Source organism: Maritalea sp. (assembly GCF_051251695.1).
In the GTDB taxonomy this organism is placed as follows: Bacteria; Pseudomonadota; Alphaproteobacteria; order Rhizobiales; family Devosiaceae; genus Maritalea.
This window is the reverse complement of the sequence record NZ_JBPOEU010000015.1, coordinates 1-16,811: the sequence shown is the minus strand read 5'-3', so window position 1 is coordinate 16,811 and position 16,811 is coordinate 1. Positions and strand designations below refer to the sequence as shown.

Sequence of the window (16,811 nt, the reverse complement as noted above, 5' to 3'; positions counted from 1 at the left end):
TTCGCGAAAATGCGAGAGCAAGTGGGCGGCACCCTGTCCACAAACTGGAACAGCGTCAATATACAGATTTAGTACTATATGTTTTGTGAATTTGCAAACTTGTTCCCTTTACGTTCCGAGCACAATCACATATATTGATATGTAAGCACTGGTGGGCTAATACACCTTCTGCACCAAGGTATTTTCATGAGCGACGATAAAAAATCAGAACGGCCCAGCAAGCCTGACTTCTCAATTGATGAATTCATCACCCAGATTGAGAAGGCCGAAGATATCGAGTCGGCGAAGCGCCTCCCCCAGCAGCGGCTCAAAAATGCGCGTGCGCTAGATCGCGCCGAAGCAGCAGAAGCCAAAAGACGCACCACCAAAACGTCAAACCCTGACACCGCCACAGGCATGTCCAAAAAGTCTCCCAAGTCAAAAGCCAACTCAGTGGAACGGCCTGAAAACTTGGACGGGTTTGCCGAGGCGCCACAAGCTGGATTTGTCTCCCCCAGCAAACCAATTGAAGCCGCGTCCGGTGTTTCAGAAACCGTAAAAGCTCTGGAAAACCTCATTCAATATGGCCGTGAGGAAGTTGAAGGCGTTGATGCTTGGAAGCCGCACCGGCCCGCGCGTCCGCCCAAAGTGGAAGGCGGCATTCCCTTTAAACTGGAAACCGAATTCAGCCCACAGGGAGATCAACCCACGGCGATTGCGGAGCTAAAAGAAGGCATCAATAATGGCGAAACAGATCAGGTTTTGCTTGGGGTCACCGGCTCGGGTAAAACGTTCACTGTCGCGTCTTTGATCGCCGACACCCAGCGCCCTGCCCTTATTTTGGCGCCCAATAAAACATTGGCTGCTCAGCTTTATGGTGAGTTTAAAAGCTTCTTCCCCAACAATGCCGTGGAATATTTCGTCTCATTTTACGACTATTACCAGCCCGAAGCTTACGTACCCCGCACTGATACATTCATTGAAAAAGAATCCACCATCAATGACCAGATCGACCGAATGCGCCACTCTGCCACCCGCGCGGTGCTAGAGCGCGACGATGTGATCATTGTGGCTTCGGTTTCTTGTATTTACGGTATTGGTTCGGTTGAGGGGTACACTTCGATGATCGTTGACCTACACGAAGGTCAAAAAATTGATCAACGCGAGTTTCTCGCCAACATGGTTGCCCTTCAATATAAGCGCAACGAAGCCAGTTTTGTCCGGGGGACGTTCCGGGTGCGTGGCGACACGATTGAGATATTCCCAGCTCACTACGACAGCGCGGCGTGGCGCGTGACATTATGGGGCGATGAAATCGAAAGCATCGTAGAATTTGATCCCCTCACCGGCAAAAAAGCAGCAAAACTCAAGAACATTCGCGTCTATGCGAACTCACACTATGTGACCCCACGACCAACATTGAACCAAGCGTTCAAATTCATCAAAGCGGAGCTGCAAGCGCGCCTGCAAGAACTGAACGGCATGGGTCGCTTTCTTGAAGCACAGCGCTTGGAACAACGCACCTTGTTTGATTTGGAAATGTTGGAAGCCACAGGCTCTTGCGCGGGTATTGAAAACTATTCGCGTTACCTCACGGGCCGCCAACCGGGCGAGCCGCCCCCAACTTTGTTTGAATATTTGCCCGATGATGCACTAGTATTCATTGACGAAAGCCATGTGACCATCGGCCAACTTGGCGCCATGTATCGTGGCGATTTCCGCCGTAAAGCGACCTTGGCCGAATATGGCTTCCGCTTGCCTTCAGCCATGGACAACCGTCCGTTGCGCTTTGAAGAATGGAACGCCATGCGGCCGCAATCGGTTTATGTGTCCGCGACGCCTGGCAAATGGGAAATGGACCAAACCGGCGGCGTGTTCGCAGAACAGATCATTCGCCCAACAGGGCTAATTGATCCGCCCGTAGAAATCCGCCCGGCGAAAAACCAAGTCGATGATGTCATTGACGAAATCAAAAAGACTGCCAAACAGGGTTACCGCACCTTGGTGACCACCTTGACCAAAAAGATGGCCGAGGATTTGACAGAGTACATGCATGAACAGGGCATCAAAGTCCGTTACATGCACTCGGATACGGATACGATCGAGCGTATCGAAATCATTCGCGATTTGCGGCTGGGTGCATTCGACGTGCTTGTTGGCATCAACTTGCTTCGCGAGGGGTTGGACATTCCTGAATGCGCCTTGGTGGCCATTTTGGATGCGGATAAAGAAGGCTTTTTGCGGTCTGAAACATCCCTAATCCAAACCATTGGACGCGCCGCGCGTAATGTCGATGGCAAAGTGATCCTATATGCGGACAAGGTAACTGGGTCCATGGAACGCGCCATGACGGAAACCAGCCGTCGCCGAGAAATCCAAATGGCCTTCAATGAAGCCAACGGCATCACCCCACAATCCATCAAATCCAATATCAAAAATATCATGGATTCAGTTTACGAGGGTGATCGCGTTACCGTCGGTACCGGAAAAGACAAATTCTCTAAAGGCCAAGTGCATGTGGGGGATAACCTTGCTGCGACCATCAAAGATTTGGAAAGCAAAATGCGCGAGGCAGCCACCAACCTTGAGTTTGAAGATGCTGCGCGCCTTAGAGATGAGGTCAAACGCCTCAAGGATATGGAGCTGGATATTATCGACTAGTCAGCAAGTCGATCTATCTACTCAACCGGAATGCCGACCAATTTTCAAACGTCGACTACGGACCAAAATTAAGTTTTGGGTCCGTAGTATGCCCCTAAGCTCTATTCGAACGGCGTAAAAAACCGGTTCAACCGAACCGCCTCATCACATTGTCCTCAGTAACATTTCAAAGGGCGCTACTAACACTTGGGTTCTAGGTGCGACAATATCGCCCTCATTTACCCTAGTGCAATTGATTTATATCAACTGTGATGTGTAACTCGTCTGCGCATAATAACGGCAGGTTATCGAAATGGCTGCAAGTGGAGATGCCTCTTTTAGGCTCTGTGTCCTGCAATTCGCCGTTTGATGGCTCGAGCACTTCAATCATCAAAGTGCTGTGCAAAACCTTGGTGGGTGCGCAATCATCTCTTGCCTCGCAAAGGCTCACCTAAGTTTTTGCAACAATGTTCGGACAGGTGTGGGCATGTCTCGCGATCATCCCCTATCTGATCTCTCCGCGTATGCTGCGCCTGTTCGTTCCTTTTCTTCAATTCCAGTTTTAGCGCAAAACCTGACGCGCAACCACGCGTTCCTTTTGGCGTTCTCTCCACCAAACAAACAGCCCAGCGCCGACGGTCAATGACGCACCGAAAAGACTAATTGCATCAATCCAATGGCCAAAAAAGATGACGGTCATGATGATAGATGCAGGCAATATCAGGAAATTGAATGGTTGCAACGCGCTTGCTGGGGCCTCTCGATAGGCCATGGCAAATAGCGTATGCGCCACGTTGGCCGTAATAATGACCAACCCAATCAGCAACCATGCATTAAGGGTCATTGGCACCATATTGAACACCCCAACGGCAGTTGAAAGCACAACGCCGACCACTGCCATATAAACCATCGATGTGGACGTACTATCATGCTGGGCGACCAATCGGGTCAGCACCGTGTAAAGCCCAAAGGTGGCCACCGCGCCGAGTTGAAACCATACCCCAATGTTCACGTCTTGAAAACCAGGGCGGATAATAATCATCGCACCAATAAAACCCACGCCAATCGCAGACCACCGGAAAATGCCCACCTTTTCACCCAAAATAGGTATAGCAAACAAGGTCACAACAATTGGGAACAGCATAAAAATGGCTTGCAGATCCGACAGCGGCATAAATTGCAGCGCCGCACTAAAGCACCAAATATCAACCACCAACAGCACGCCGCGTGACAATTGTAAAATCGGTTTTTTGGTCCGAAATGCATTCCGAATTGGCCCTTCGCGCATCACCCATAACAACGTAAACACCGCCACGCCCCAAAAGCGGATCATTACAATTTGGGTCGGCGGGTAGTCTGTCACCAGCATTTTAACAGCGACGTCCTGAACAGAAAAAATCAGGATGGAGATCAAAGTTAGGGCAATGCCCTTGGAAATATTGTTTCCAGCGTCCGCGCTTGTGGTGCTCATATTTTGACCTGATGTGGAGTTTGCGGGCTGTTTAAACCACGCCAATTGTGCGAGATTCAAAGCGTAGCATTGAATTTTGCAAACGCCTATAATAATCACCACCAAACAATGAACTAAAACGGATCCAATATGCCCCATATTATCATTGAATATGCCCAACCCATCGCAAACGATATTGATCTTGAGGCACTTTGCAAATCATTGAGCGAGGCCGCATTGGCAACCGGCGTGTTCACCACACCTGAAGATGTCAAAGCACGGGCAATCCCTGCAACCCATTGGTACCAACCGGTTGAAAACTCAACCTTTATTCACATCACTGTTCGGCTGATGGCTGGAAGGACCGAAGAACAAAAACGCAAAGTGACCACGGCAATCCTAGAAAAGGCGGCGGCGAAACTGCCCCAAGTCGGCACCATCAGCGTCGACATCAAGGAAATTGATCCTGCTACATATGCAAAGCGGAGCGTTTAATCCGCCCCTTTTGGAGATGGGCGCAATCTGAAAACAGATTGCTTAGCGCATTGGCATTTACTAGTCACGAGTGGTCATTTTGCGGTAAATGGTAACAATTGCCGTCAAGATAGCACCGCCGATGAGACCTGAAACACCATCAGCCACAAGGCCCATGCCGGCTAAAAATTGAAGTCCTGGGGTAATACCTAACAAGGCGCTGCAACCAAGGCCGCCAATCGCGCCTGCAATCGTGTTTCCCATTGTGCCAAGATTTGCATCTTTGAACGTTTGTCCCACACCGTTACCGGCTAAACCGCCAGCAATCAGTTGAGTAATGAGTGGTAAAATTGATTCCACTTTTGCGCTCCATTTTTTTGGGCAAATCACACGACCTGCCGACGACAATTCTAACGCGTCGCAAAAAGAAACAAAAGCAAATGGGCGAAGTTGTCAGACAATAATCGCAACTTCACAATACTTCCAATTTTGATGATTTAGGTTAAACTTAACCGATCAAAAGGGACATTTTACCATGCGTTTAACCGCGATACTCATAGCGACTTTGCTAATGGCACCTTCTGCAATTGCGGATAATTTTGGTGAGAAACGCGCCTATTTCAAGGATTGGTTAGCCGCCTGTAGGCCGCAAACAAATTATTGTTCTGCCATTTCATATATTAACCCAAATCCTGCTAACGGCACCGTCGCTGATTATTGGTTCAGGATAGGGCGACACAAGAGCGGCAACCATTGGGAAATGTCATTTACAACGGTTAAAACGCAGCCTGCCAAAACCACAACATTTTATATCCATGTCGGAGAAGACTTTTATCCTTATACCAAGGGTGGAACAGCTCGCGCATATGGCGCGATAAACGACATTTTCCTCATCGGCGACCAAGCGACGGCGATGCTCAAGAAAATGATTGCCGACGACAAAATGACCATTGGTTTTGACGATGAGAACGCCAAGTCCGTCGACATCGAGTTTTCCCTATCCGGCCTAACCGCTGCTTTGTTGTGGATTGATGACCAACAGGGACGCGTAGGTTATCCGCGCATCGCCGGGTGGCTCCCAGTCGATCTAAAACTGGCAGAGCCACAGCTCGATATCCCGAAAGAGCTGCCACCTGAAATTTTAACAACCCATGCCAAGAACGACAATTGCGATACTATGTCTGATCTTGTGCATGGCGCGGACTGGGAAGTGCATCAGGTGAACAATACGACCCTGCTTTACGTCATTCCCTGCACTGCAGGCGCCTACAACTTTGGCTATAGTTTTTACACACAATCAACCGAATATAAAGGCGTAACCAAACTCCTATTCGCCGACTATTGGGCGCCCATGGGGTGGAGCGGCACCGACATTCTCATCAACCCCTATTACGATCCAGAAAACCGTGCGCTAACAAGTTTTTACAAGGGGCGTGGCATTGGTGATTGCGGCAACTTTGGCGAATGGGTATGGGAAGATTACGGTTTCAAGATGAATTCATTTCACGCCAAAGAGAAATGCGATGGTGAGCCCGGGGATTTCCCACAAATCTTCCCAACACCAAGCAAGTAGAGATTTAAATTGCTAAAAACAGCTTCCCTTACGGCACTCGCGATGATCGCATTTGCCGCGAATTCAATTTTCACCCGCATGGGATTAGCCCAAACCAATATCGACCCGGTAATGTTCACCACTATTCGCTTGGTTTCTGGTGCGGCAGCTTTGTTCTTACTGGTTGGAGTTCAACAGCGAACGATCCGAAAAATCAAAACCGCTGGGTCTTGGTTGGGGGCAACATCGCTTGGGGCATATGCAATCTTTTTCTCATTTGCCTATTTGACATTGGGAGCAGGATTGGGCGCGCTGATCCTGTTCGCATCCGTACAAATCACCATGATCATTTGGGCAATTGTCAAAGGCGAACGCCCCGGCCCTATTGAAATAGTCGGCATTGTGATCGCGTTTAGCGCATTCACCTATTTGGTTTCCCCCGGCCTTGTGGCACCAGACCCCATTGGCACACTATTGATGGTCATCTCGGGTATCAGTTGGGGCGTTTACTCGCTGCTTGGCCGAGGATCAAAAAATGCAACCCAAGACACGATGGGCAATTTCGTGCGCACCGTCCCCCTCGCCTTGGGGGCAATGATTATTTTCGCGCTGACAACAAACAGCTGGTCTATCGATTTACAGGGGATAATCTTTGCTTGTCTTTCAGGAATTTTCGCCTCCGGCATGGGGTATGCCGTGTGGTATCTTGTGCTGCCCAGCCTCGCACGCACCAGCGCAGGAGTTGTTCAACTCACTGTACCCGCCATTGCAACATTGGGCGGCGTGTTGTTCCTAAGCGAACAACTCACCACGCGGTTTGTCATCGCCAGCACATTGATTTTGTTGGGCGTGGCGTTGGCGACCATCTTCAAAAAGAAGATTTAGCCAAACTGACCTTGGCCGAAGACGCTGGAAAAAATGAAATATAGCGCCAAGATGTAAGGCAATCCGAGCACCACAATACCAATTCTTGAGAACCGGTTCGAAAACCGTCGCCACATGATCACCGCCAGCCCAAGGCCAAGCACTGTTTCAAACGCGCTGACCCAATCGCCATAATATTTTGACTGCCAATAAGAAATCGGCGAATGAAACCGCTCTCCGCTCAACGGCCAAAAATGCACATGGGCGTCATCCGCGTGAACAGGAAAATCGGCCAAAACATGGAGCAAACACGCTGCTGAGAACAGCGCCAGTGCCAACCAGATTGAACGCCTTGTTTGATCACGTCGAACAAGGAACATGAAAGCCAGTAGCGCAACGATATAAAGGGGGATGGAATTGGAAAGGGCCGAAAAGAACTGCCAAGGTTCCTGCCAATATAATCCGTCCGGTGCGCGCCAAAGATTATCAGCCTGAAAACCCGGTAATCTGGTCACTAGAACCATTAAAGCCAGCGAGAGATCTGGAAAAAGCCCCCCAAAAACCACCAACATATTCTGCCGCCGCGTGAATTTTTTGCGGGTCAACGCGGTCGCCGCGATCAAGATATGAGTGTTTGTCAGCATTACAATCTCCAGAAGGAATAGTCGTAAAGACAAAAATATGTGCTGACTAGCTCATCAACAAAGTTGTGATGTCTTTACATATAAATACCAATCCCCATATGAGACACTCTTGTGTTTTGTGGTGATCTTTGCCACTACCTTGCGCACGCACTTTAGAGAAAAAGGTTCAAATGCCATATTTGCTGCTCGCCTTGGGGCTCGCTACATTGGTTGTGACTGGTGATCTGTTGGTTCGCGGTGCGGTTGGGCTCTCCAATCGCATGGGCATTCCACCCCTAGTTATCGGTCTAACCGTCGTCGCATTTGGAACATCTGCGCCAGAACTCGTGGTTTCGTTGTCAGCTGCCGCTGATGGCGCGCCGGGGCTATCTATCGGTAACGTTGTTGGCTCCAACATAACAAACATTCTGTTTGTGCTGGGCGTACCCGCGCTATTTTTCTCCATAAACTGCAAACAGACCGGACTGCGCCGCTCCGCGACATTTATGGTGTTTGTCAGCGTTTTACTGATCATTTTGAGCCTTGATCGTATCGTCAGTTTTACCGATGGACTTTTGCTCGTCAGCTTACTTGCTGGATATCTGATTTATAATGGCTTTGAAGCCATGCGGATGCGCAAAAAGGGCCAAGCGATTGAAGAAATCGTTGAGGAAATCGACGACGCGCCAGACGATACACGCAAAATCACGATCTATCTCATTATCGGCATTATCGGCCTGCCTCTTGGCGGTAAACTCACCACCGACAGCGCCCTTGATATTGCGTCAATGATGGGCATCGCCGAAAGCGCCGTCGGCTTGTCGATTGTGGCTTTAGGCACATCCCTACCAGAATTTGCGGCAGGCATGGCAGCCGCCCTCCGCCGTCAATCTGCGGTGGCAATTGGCAATGCGGTCGGGTCGAACATTTTCAATATTCTCTCAATTGTCGGCGTAACGTCGATGATCATTCCGCTAAAGGTAGAAGAGAACTTTCTAGCCTTTGATTATTGGGTGATGCTGCTGATCTCCATCGGCATATTGCCGCTCATTTTCTTGCACCGCAATATCGGCAAAGTAGAGGGCGTCATCATGGCCTCACTATATGTGATCTATTTGCTCATCGTCTTTGAAGTTGGGCACGAAATGTTTAACGGGAGTTTTTAGGTCCAGATGGCAAAAGCAGTCGCCTTGATAACTGGCGCCGCAGACCGTATCGGTGCAGCAATGGCGAGGGCCCTTGCCAAAGATGGCTGCCAGACCATTATCCACTACAATTCATCGCAGGAAAAAGCAGAAGCGCTCGCCGCTGAAATCTCCGCTGCCGGTGGCACTGTCGCAACGATCGGGGCAAACCTATTAGATCGTGCCGAACGCGCAAATCTGATTGCCCGAGCTGGCGATATTTTCGGCCCGCTTACAGTTCTCATCAACAACGCCTCAATCTTTCAACCGGACAGCATCGACAAGCTTTCAGATGAATTGTGGCAAACCCACTTTAGCATTCATGCTGAAGCGCCAGTTTTTCTTTCAAGCGACTTTGCCAAACAACTGCCCGAAAATGCACGCGGCAACATCATCAATATGATTGATCAGCGCGTATGGGCGCTCAAACCAACGTTTTTTTCCTATACCCTTTCCAAATCTGCGCTGTGGACCGCCACCCAGACGATGGCACAATCCCTTGCACCCCGAATTCGAGTGAACGCGATTGGGCCGGGACCGACCATTAAAAATATCCATCAATCACAGGCTGATTTCGAAAAAGAAATCAAAAGCCTACCGCTTCAGGTCGGCCCACAACTCGATGAGATATGTGACGCCGTGCGCTTCATCCTTTCCGCCCCATCAATGACTGGTCAAATGATGGCGCTTGATGGTGGCGAGCACTTGAAGTGGACGCATAAAGGTGAAAACATCGCACAATAATGAGCGAAGCAACCACCTCACCCGGCCCTGAAATCATCAAGAAATTCGTTAAAGCGCTGCCCAACGGGCCGGGCGTTTACCGGATGTTTGATGATGCGCAAAATGTGATTTATGTTGGAAAGGCACGCAATCTAAAAGCCCGTGTGACCAACTACACAAGGTATGAAGGGAACTCCATCCGCATCGGCCGTATGATTTCGGCTACGCGCACAATGGAATTTGTGACCACAAATACCGAAAGTGAAGCCCTACTTTTAGAAGCGAACATGATCAAGCGGCTCAAACCGCGCTATAATGTTTTGCTTCGTGACGACAAAAGCTTCCCCTATATTTTGATGGCCATGGAACATGAGGCAGCAGAACTCACCAAACACCGTGGTGTTCGTCGAAAAAAAGGGCACTATTTTGGCCCCTTCGCCTCTGTAACAGCCGTCAACCGCACCATTACATCACTACAAAAAGCATTTTTGTTGCGCAATTGCTCAGACAGTTATTATGAGGGCAGAACACGCCCCTGCCTTCAACATCAAATCAAGCGTTGCGCCGCCCCCTGTACCGGCGAAATATCCATTGAAGACTATCAATTGCTGGTCGACGACGCGGTAAAGTTTCTGACCGGAAAATCCCGAACGGTGCAATCCAACCTGTCTGAGGAAATGCAAAAGGCCGCAGAGAACTTGGACTTTGAACGCGCGGCTTTATTGCGCGACCGGATCGCAGCTCTTTCCTTGATACAGGGGCAAGGCGATATGAGCGCGCAATCGGTGGTCGACGCGGATATTTTCGCCATCCATCAAGAGGCCGGTAAATTCTGCATCCAAGTGTTTTTCTATCGCGCCCACCAAAATTGGGGTAATCGCGCCTACTACCCAAGGGCAGATAAAAGCCTTGAAGAACGCGAAGTTCTCACCGCCTTTATTGCACAATTTTATGAAGCCCGTGTACCGCCCAAACTGATCTTGCTTTCGCACGACGCAGAGGAGCCCAAACTGCTGGCCGAAGCCCTCGCCATTCGTGCGGAGCGCAAGGTAGAAATTTTGACGCCACAACGGGGTGAAAAGCGAACGCTGGTGAAAAACGCCCTGAACAATGCGCGACAAGCATTGGGCCGACAATTGTCTGAAACGGCCTCGCAAACCCAATTGCTGGAGGGCATGGCTAAAACATTTGGCCTTGAACAACCTCCCCGCCGTATTGAAGTTTACGACAACTCCCATATTCAGGGCACAAACGCGGTTGGCGGCATGATTGTTGCCGGGCGTGAGGGCTTTTCGAAGAAGCATTACCGCACGTTCAACATCAAATCGACCGACATCACACCGGGCGATGATTTCGGCATGATGCGTGAAGTTCTGGAACGCCGGTTCACCAGATTGGTCAACGAATATAAACCGGAAGAAATCGCAGAGGATGCCGACAAAGAAACACTACCAGATTGGCCAGATGTTTTGCTTATCGATGGCGGCAAGGGCCAAATGAGCGCGGTCAGGGAAACGCTCAAGCAATTCAATTTGCCGCAGAAGGTAACCCTGATCGGTATCGCCAAAGGCGAAGAGCGCAATGCCGGGCGCGAAACATTCATCCTAGAAGGGCGAGAGCCCTTCATGCTGCCAGCACGAGATCCAGTGCTCTATTATGTGCAAAGGCTGCGCGACGAAGCCCACCGCTTCGCAATTGGCACCCATAGGGCGAAGCGCTCCAAGCAAATCGTCAAGAACCCATTGGATGAAATTGAAGGCATTGGACCAACACGCAAAAAAGCCCTGCTCAGTCATTTCGGATCAGCGAAAGCGGTGAGCGGTGCAACATTGAAAGACCTTCAGTCCATTTCAGGGATTTCCACACAAATGGCACAAATCATCTATGATCATTTCAATCGCTCTTGACCTTCAAGCCAGCATCCTATTGCTTGGTATGCAACAATATTTGAGGGGCATTATTCATTGAACTTACCAAACATTCTCACAATGTCGCGCATCCTACTTATTCCGGTAATTGTTGCGCTCATATTCATGGACAATTGGACCACCCAATGGTTCGCCTTCACGCTTTACGTCATTGCAGCGCTCACTGACTTCTTTGATGGCTACCTTGCCCGTCGCATGCAAATTATTTCACCTCTCGGGCGCATGCTCGACCCAATCGCAGACAAACTCATCGTCGGCGCCCTGCTCATCGCATTCGCGTTCGACGGTAGTTTCGATATGAACCTAACCGTTGCGGCCATCCTCATCATGATGCGCGAAATTGGGGTAGCCGGGCTTCGCGAGCATTTGGGTGCAGAACAAATTACCGTGCATGTATCCGACTTGGGGAAATATAAAACCACCGTTCAATTGGTTGCACTTGGTGCCATCATGCTCATCCCACTCGTCCCTAGCCTGGCCTCAGCTGCCTATGCAATGGTCTGGCTAGCAACGGGGTTAACGGTCTATACTGGGTACGACTATTTCAAACGCGCATGGCCACATTTGATCGACGAAAAATCATGAAAATCCTCTATTTTGCTTGGCTACGTGAGCGCATGAACAAGGGGAGCGAGGACGTTTCTCCCCCCAAATCTGCCACGACAATAGCAGAACTCATGGATTGGAAGGCAGATACTGACGAAGCATTTGCCCTCGCCTTTTCTGACCGTGCTATCATCCGTGCATCAATCGACGATGAACTTGTCGACCATGATGCAATGATTGCCGATGCGAGAGAAATCGCGTTTTTTCCGCCAATGACAGGCGGCTAAATTCAAGGAGTAGCAAATTGCTTTCAGATGCAAAATCACCTGAAGAATATATTGCCCAACTACCAAGCGATTGGCGAAGAGAAACCCTTCTTGAGTTACGTCAGCTAATTTTAGACTGTGATTCAAAGTTAGACGAAACCATAAACTACAAAATGCTTGCCTATGGGATTGGTGAAAACAATTTCTGTCATCTCAACGCCCAGAAAAATTATGTCAGTATATATTTTGGTGACATCGACAAAATTGATCCAGAACACCAATTGCTGGCTGGGCTAAATCTTGGCAAAGGCTGCATTCGTTTTACCAAGTCAAAAAACATCCCTGAAACAAAAATTGACCAATTCATTAAAGAGGCCAACAAACTTTGGCGAAGCGGTGTGGATATCGAATGTTAAAAAACCGCCAGCAAATGGTGACCATCCAACGCGACATTTTTGACCCCGGTCATCTCACCAACCAGTTTATCAGCAAATATCAAGAAGTTGGGGCGGTCGCCACCTTCACCGGTTTGGTGCGTTCAACGCCAGAGAACCCCATCAAGGCATTGATCCTTGAACATCACCCAACCATGGCGCAAAAACAAATTGAACGATTTGCCACAGAGGCCATCGAGAATTTCGACCTCGTTGATATCGCCGTCATCCATCGTTTTGGCGAAATGCAGGTAGGCGAGGTTATCGTCCATGTGATGGCCGCCTCGCGCCATCGGCAGGCTGCGTTTGACGGTGCAAATTACGTCATGGACTGGCTAAAAACCGATGCGCCGTTTTGGAAACAAGAGGTGACTTCTGAAGGTACGCATTGGGTTCAGCACAAAAAAGACGATGATGATGCGCGTAAAAAATGGCAAACAAAAACGCCGCCCAAAACTTAGGGCGACGTCCAAAATTCTAAACTCTGATTATTCTGCAGCAGCACGCTTTGGCTGAACTTCTGCCGTATAAGCCTTCATCATCGCGCTACAAATTTCGCGACCTTTAAAGACATTGCCTTCAATTTCAGCAACCGGCACAACTTCTGCAGCAGAACCAGTGAGGAAGCACTCGTCAAAATCACCAAGTTCATCAGGCATGATAACCCGCTCGGTAACTTTAATGCCCTGCGCCCGAGCCAAATCGATAACCGTGCGTCGCGTAATACCATCAAGGAAACAATCAGGCGTTGGCGTATGAATTTCACCGTCTTTGACAAAAAACACATTCGCGCCCGTCGCCTCTGCAATCTGACCACGATAATCAAGCATCATCGCATCAGAAAAGCCACGCGCTTCAGCAGCGTGTTTAGAGAGTGTACAGATCATATAAAGTCCGGCAGCTTTTGATGCGAACGGCGCAGATGTTGGTGCAGGTCGACGCCAATCGGACAAAGCCAATCGCGTGCCTTTCAACTTATCTTCATGCGAGAAAAGGCTTGGCCATTCCCAAGCAGCAATCGCCAGATGTACTGGATTATTATGCGCGCCAAGACCAAGTTCGGCTGATCCGCGAAATGCAACTGGGCGCATATAAGCATCGACAAGGTCGTTCTTTTCAAGCACGTCCCGACAAGCTTGGTCAATTTGCTCAACAGAATACGGAATTTCAAAATCCAACAATTCAGCTGACTTGCGCAAACGTGTCGAGTGGTCGCTCAATTTGTAAATTTCACCACTATAAGCACGCTGTCCCTCAAATACGCTTGACGCGTAATGCAACGCGTGGGTCAACACATGTACTTTGGTGTCTTTCCAAGGCACCATTTCACCGTCAAACCAAATCCAACCATCCCGTTGGTCTAAAGGCACGCCAGCCATCTCAAATCTCCCTAAAATCGGCATCCTTGATAGGATGCCACATAATTTACTTTCTCTGATAAAACACCCACAGACTTGGCAAATCAACTCAAGCTTGTGATAAGAAGAGAAAAAGCGATGATGAAGGCCAACATGCCAGCCACCAAAATAAATGTCAATAAGACTGACATAAATTTATCTCTCGTCGATGAACCCGCCGCGTCCAGCGCAGCAATGCCCCTTGATTTGATGGGACTTTTGTTTTTCGCCTATCGTGATTTCGTGCGCGATGCGGATGCATTATTGTCAAAACAAGGCTTCGGGCGCGCGCACCACCGGGTGCTCTATTTCGTCAACTTACGTCCGGGCATGACAGTGGCAGACTTGCTCGATATCCTAAAAATCACCAAACAAAGTCTTGCCCGAGTTTTGCGGCAGCTTGTCGATGGCGGGTATATCGAACAACGTACCGGCCCAAATGACCGTCGCCAAAGGCTGCTTTACCCAACTCAAACCGGTGCTGACTTTTTTGAAACCCTCTCGGCCTCTCAAGCGCAGCGAATTGCCCGCGCTTTAGAACCAATGCCCAAAGAAACCCGCGAACTGGTCACCCAGTTTTTGGCCGCAATGATAGATCCTAACGATCAGGCCACACTTGAAAACTTAAACCTAGTCGACTAACTGGCGATAAGGCCATCACGATTTTCATCTTTAGAAAAATCGTATAATTGATACCTGCCACGTCCCTTCTTTTTCGCTGCGTAAACGGCAACGTCAGCTTGGGATAGGAGTTGGCGCGCACTTACTTGGCCATCGGCAGCGTGCGCAATGCCAATGCTGACATTGCATAAACACGTTACACCCAACATCTCAACTGCCTGACCAAAGCTTTCATTGATACGCTTGCCAAGGTTTTCAGCTGTTTTTGGATCGGTGCCTTTAGAGGCAATCAACATGAATTCGTCACCGCCAACACGGGCCAGAAAGTCGCCTTTCCGCTTAACCCTTTCAAGATTTTGAGCCGCCCATTTTAAGATTTCGTCGCCGACCTCGTGCCCATGCGTATCGTTGATTTTTTTGAAATTGTCCAAATCAATTGAAAAGAGAGTAACAGCGGACTTCTCCCCTTGGGCAACGCGCAAACGACCCGCGAATTCCTTTTCGAAATATCGACGATTGGGGATATCGGTTAGGACATCATGAAGCGCATCATAGGCAAGCTTGTCCGCCAGCATCCGTTTTTCAGTTATGTCTTCGTGTGTGCCAATCCAGCCACCAACCGGTGTGGGCGAATGTACTGAGCGGATATAGCGGCCCGAAGTCATTTTGGTTTCAGTATATAGCTCAGTGCCCCTATTCACATGTGCCAAGATGTTGGATTGGATTTGTGCTGGATCACCGTTGAATTTACCATCCTCATTTTGTTGATCTAATATCGCTTGAAACGATACGCCAGCGAAAATGATCTTGGGATCAACGCCAAAAATTTGCAGGTATTTTTCATTCCAAACGGTAAGTTTTCCGTCCCGATCAAAAACTGAAACGCCTTGTTGCATATGGGACAGGGTAATGGTCAATGCTTCGTGTCGTTGGGCGAGTTCGGTCTGGCTTTTTGTAAAATTCGAAATCGTCACAGCGATGAGAAAGGGCGGAAATGTGCAAAATAGTGCCAATGTTTGCTGCTGAAAAACAATGTCCCGCAGTGCCATATCAGGAGAAATGCCAGGCAACACACCGATCACCGCTGCCCCTGAAATCGCCAACGACAATATTGAACTGATCAATGCAACCTGAAACGGACGCCCCTTCAGAGCAAGCCACAATGTTGGAAACAGCAATATTAGGGCTAGCGGCAATGTTAGTGCCGACAAAACCAAAAACCCAAGCACAAAGCTAAAACAAAGCCGCGCAAAATCGCGGATATCGACCATACGAATATTGGCAAAGCTAACTGGTTTTTCATTTTCAGCACGCATTGAAAGAACTGGCAGATAGATAATCATGGCGCTAACAATGTCGCCGGCCCACCAATTGATCAGCGCACCAAACGGCGACCCACCATGAACCAAGGAAACGACAGTAGACCCAATAGCGGCCGCTGGCATCGCTGCCACTGAAACGACACCAAGCAGCGACATCGCTTTTTTCGGACTATCAATCGGCGTCTTATCAAACTGAAGAAGTTGAAGCCCGAAATAGGCAACCAATATCTCAAGGCAATTTGCCAAAGGAAATCCAACAATCATAAGGAGCGGGTCGCCAAAACCTATCTGTATGGTCGCATTTGCACAAAATGCGGCGAGTATGAAGGCAGGTAGCTGGGCCCGACCATTAGCAATACACATCAAAACGATGACCGCATTGGCTGGCCAAAATACGGCAACATTCTGCGAAGCGCGCGCAAGCATCACACTGAACAAAGCCAGAGCAATGTAAATTGCGTAGCCGATCAAAAACGACTTTATCGTTTTTGCATTGATGCGCAACATACAGATGTCCCTTTTACCTCAAATCCTACGCCATAATCCTATATGTTCTATATTTACATTATATTATCATCAGTAACTTTGCGTACGCTCAATTCGATTGAATTTTTATCGACTTTGGCCGACTTTTTTTGCTTGAAACAGAAGCACCCCCACCCTTAATCCCTCCCCACGAGGGGGAGGGAAAAGTGAGTGATCGACAAGCGGAGGTGCTCAACGACCAATCAGTCTTGAGGTTTTCAAGTGGGCAGATACGCGAGGCGTTTAAGGTCTCGTCTTGGGTAGAAATAAAATGAGACGTTAA

Annotated in this window: 16 protein-coding genes and 1 pseudogene; 12 read left to right on the top strand and 5 right to left on the bottom strand. The window is 49.0% G+C overall.

The window, feature by feature from the left end:
• Window positions 1–186 precede the first annotated feature (186 nt).
• Window positions 187–2,637 (top strand): annotated as a pseudogene (uvrB, locus tag ACSHWX_RS10695) (excinuclease ABC subunit UvrB); the annotation flags it as partial.
• A gap of 544 nt (window positions 2,638–3,181) precedes the next feature.
• Here uvrB and ACSHWX_RS10690 read toward each other — a convergent pair.
• Window positions 3,182–4,090 (bottom strand): DMT family transporter, encoded by a 909-nt coding sequence (locus ACSHWX_RS10690; protein WP_435668207.1) that lies wholly within the window; start codon window positions 4,088–4,090, stop codon window positions 3,182–3,184.
• 129 nt (window positions 4,091–4,219) lie between these two features.
• Between ACSHWX_RS10690 and ACSHWX_RS10685 the strand changes: the two genes are divergently transcribed.
• A complete protein-coding gene (locus tag ACSHWX_RS10685) occupies window positions 4,220–4,564 on the top strand; it encodes a 5-carboxymethyl-2-hydroxymuconate Delta-isomerase (RefSeq protein WP_435668206.1) in 345 nt (114 codons plus the stop codon).
• A gap of 60 nt (window positions 4,565–4,624) precedes the next feature.
• On the opposite strand, the gene ACSHWX_RS10680 is transcribed toward ACSHWX_RS10685, so the two are convergent.
• Window positions 4,625–4,903 (bottom strand): hypothetical protein, encoded by a 279-nt coding sequence (locus tag ACSHWX_RS10680; RefSeq protein ID WP_435668205.1) that lies wholly within the window; start codon window positions 4,901–4,903, stop codon window positions 4,625–4,627.
• A 211-nt stretch (window positions 4,904–5,114) separates the two neighbouring features.
• Between ACSHWX_RS10680 and ACSHWX_RS10675 the strand changes: the two genes are divergently transcribed.
• A complete protein-coding gene (locus ACSHWX_RS10675) occupies window positions 5,115–6,116 on the top strand; it encodes a DUF1176 domain-containing protein (RefSeq protein ID WP_435668204.1) in 1,002 nt (333 codons plus the stop codon).
• Window positions 6,117–6,125: 9 nt separating this feature from the next.
• On the top strand, window positions 6,126–6,980 hold the full coding sequence (locus ACSHWX_RS10670; RefSeq protein WP_435668203.1) for a DMT family transporter: 855 nt from the start codon (window positions 6,126–6,128) through the stop codon (window positions 6,978–6,980).
• Here ACSHWX_RS10670 and ACSHWX_RS10665 read toward each other — a convergent pair.
• Entirely contained in the window at window positions 6,977–7,603 is a 627-nt protein-coding gene (locus ACSHWX_RS10665; RefSeq protein WP_435668202.1) for a hypothetical protein, read from the bottom strand. The two genes, ACSHWX_RS10670 and ACSHWX_RS10665, sit on opposite strands and share 4 nt — an antisense overlap.
• Before the next feature lie 170 nt (window positions 7,604–7,773).
• On the opposite strand from ACSHWX_RS10665, the gene ACSHWX_RS10660 reads away from it, so the two are divergent.
• Genes ACSHWX_RS10660 through ACSHWX_RS10630 form a run of 7 tightly spaced genes read left to right on the top strand, consistent with a single transcriptional unit; the run spans window position 7,774 to window position 13,124 of the window.
• Window positions 7,774–8,748 (top strand): calcium/sodium antiporter, encoded by a 975-nt coding sequence (locus ACSHWX_RS10660; protein ID WP_435668201.1) that lies wholly within the window; start codon window positions 7,774–7,776, stop codon window positions 8,746–8,748.
• A gap of 6 nt (window positions 8,749–8,754) precedes the next feature.
• Window positions 8,755–9,510 carry an SDR family oxidoreductase gene (locus ACSHWX_RS10655; RefSeq protein ID WP_435668200.1) on the top strand — a complete coding sequence of 252 codons (756 nt, stop codon included), beginning with the start codon at window positions 8,755–8,757 and terminating at the stop codon, window positions 9,508–9,510.
• Window positions 9,510–11,396 carry an excinuclease ABC subunit UvrC gene (uvrC, locus tag ACSHWX_RS10650; RefSeq protein ID WP_435668199.1) on the top strand — a complete coding sequence of 629 codons (1,887 nt, stop codon included), beginning with the start codon at window positions 9,510–9,512 and terminating at the stop codon, window positions 11,394–11,396. The genes ACSHWX_RS10655 and uvrC overlap by 1 nt, the downstream gene beginning before the upstream one ends.
• A 57-nt stretch (window positions 11,397–11,453) precedes the next feature.
• Window positions 11,454–12,002 (top strand): CDP-diacylglycerol--glycerol-3-phosphate 3-phosphatidyltransferase, encoded by a 549-nt coding sequence (pgsA, locus tag ACSHWX_RS10645; RefSeq protein ID WP_435668198.1) that lies wholly within the window; start codon window positions 11,454–11,456, stop codon window positions 12,000–12,002.
• A complete protein-coding gene (moaD, locus tag ACSHWX_RS10640) occupies window positions 11,999–12,250 on the top strand; it encodes a molybdopterin converting factor subunit 1 (RefSeq protein ID WP_435668197.1) in 252 nt (83 codons plus the stop codon). Before pgsA ends, moaD begins: the two co-directional genes overlap by 4 nt.
• Window positions 12,251–12,267: 17 nt before the next feature.
• On the top strand, window positions 12,268–12,645 hold the full coding sequence (locus ACSHWX_RS10635; protein ID WP_435668196.1) for an iron chaperone: 378 nt from the start codon (window positions 12,268–12,270) through the stop codon (window positions 12,643–12,645).
• The gene (locus ACSHWX_RS10630; RefSeq protein WP_435668195.1) at window positions 12,639–13,124 is read left to right on the top strand and encodes a molybdenum cofactor biosynthesis protein MoaE; all 486 of its coding nucleotides are present in this window, start codon (window positions 12,639–12,641) and stop codon (window positions 13,122–13,124) included. The genes ACSHWX_RS10635 and ACSHWX_RS10630 overlap by 7 nt, the downstream gene beginning before the upstream one ends.
• 27 nt (window positions 13,125–13,151) lie before the next feature.
• On the opposite strand, the gene ACSHWX_RS10625 is transcribed toward ACSHWX_RS10630, so the two are convergent.
• Window positions 13,152–14,042, bottom strand: a complete 891-nt coding sequence (locus ACSHWX_RS10625) for a branched-chain amino acid aminotransferase (RefSeq protein ID WP_435668194.1) — start codon at window positions 14,040–14,042, stop codon at window positions 13,152–13,154.
• Window positions 14,043–14,174: 132 nt separating this feature from the next.
• On the opposite strand from ACSHWX_RS10625, the gene ACSHWX_RS10620 reads away from it, so the two are divergent.
• Window positions 14,175–14,702 (top strand): MarR family winged helix-turn-helix transcriptional regulator, encoded by a 528-nt coding sequence (locus tag ACSHWX_RS10620; protein WP_435668193.1) that lies wholly within the window; start codon window positions 14,175–14,177, stop codon window positions 14,700–14,702.
• Here the strand turns inward: ACSHWX_RS10620 and ACSHWX_RS10615 are convergent.
• The gene (locus ACSHWX_RS10615; RefSeq protein WP_435668192.1) at window positions 14,699–16,510 is read right to left on the bottom strand and encodes a diguanylate cyclase domain-containing protein; all 1,812 of its coding nucleotides are present in this window, start codon (window positions 16,508–16,510) and stop codon (window positions 14,699–14,701) included. The genes ACSHWX_RS10620 and ACSHWX_RS10615 overlap by 4 nt on opposite strands.
• Window positions 16,511–16,811 lie beyond the last annotated feature (301 nt).

What these genes read in the sequence shown, in the direction of transcription:
- ACSHWX_RS10690 (WP_435668207.1), bottom strand. Translation starts at nt 4,090, where the DNA reads ATGAGCACCACAAGCGCGGACGCTGGAAACAATATTTCCAAGGGCATT.
- ACSHWX_RS10685 (WP_435668206.1), top strand. Translation starts at nt 4,220, where the DNA reads ATGCCCCATATTATCATTGAATATGCCCAACCCATCGCAAACGATATT.
- ACSHWX_RS10675 (WP_435668204.1), top strand. Translation starts at nt 5,115, where the DNA reads ATGGCACCTTCTGCAATTGCGGATAATTTTGGTGAGAAACGCGCCTAT.
- ACSHWX_RS10665 (WP_435668202.1), bottom strand. Translation starts at nt 7,603, where the DNA reads ATGCTGACAAACACTCATATCTTGATCGCGGCGACCGCGTTGACCCGC.
- ACSHWX_RS10660 (WP_435668201.1), top strand. Translation starts at nt 7,774, where the DNA reads ATGCCATATTTGCTGCTCGCCTTGGGGCTCGCTACATTGGTTGTGACT.
- ACSHWX_RS10655 (WP_435668200.1), top strand. Translation starts at nt 8,755, where the DNA reads ATGGCAAAAGCAGTCGCCTTGATAACTGGCGCCGCAGACCGTATCGGT.
- uvrC (WP_435668199.1), top strand. Translation starts at nt 9,510, where the DNA reads ATGAGCGAAGCAACCACCTCACCCGGCCCTGAAATCATCAAGAAATTC.
- moaD (WP_435668197.1), top strand. Translation starts at nt 11,999, where the DNA reads ATGAAAATCCTCTATTTTGCTTGGCTACGTGAGCGCATGAACAAGGGG.
- ACSHWX_RS10630 (WP_435668195.1), top strand. Translation starts at nt 12,639, where the DNA reads ATGTTAAAAAACCGCCAGCAAATGGTGACCATCCAACGCGACATTTTT.
- ACSHWX_RS10625 (WP_435668194.1), bottom strand. Translation starts at nt 14,042, where the DNA reads ATGGCTGGCGTGCCTTTAGACCAACGGGATGGTTGGATTTGGTTTGAC.
- ACSHWX_RS10620 (WP_435668193.1), top strand. Translation starts at nt 14,175, where the DNA reads ATGCCAGCCACCAAAATAAATGTCAATAAGACTGACATAAATTTATCT.
- ACSHWX_RS10615 (WP_435668192.1), bottom strand. Translation starts at nt 16,510, where the DNA reads ATGTTGCGCATCAATGCAAAAACGATAAAGTCGTTTTTGATCGGCTAC.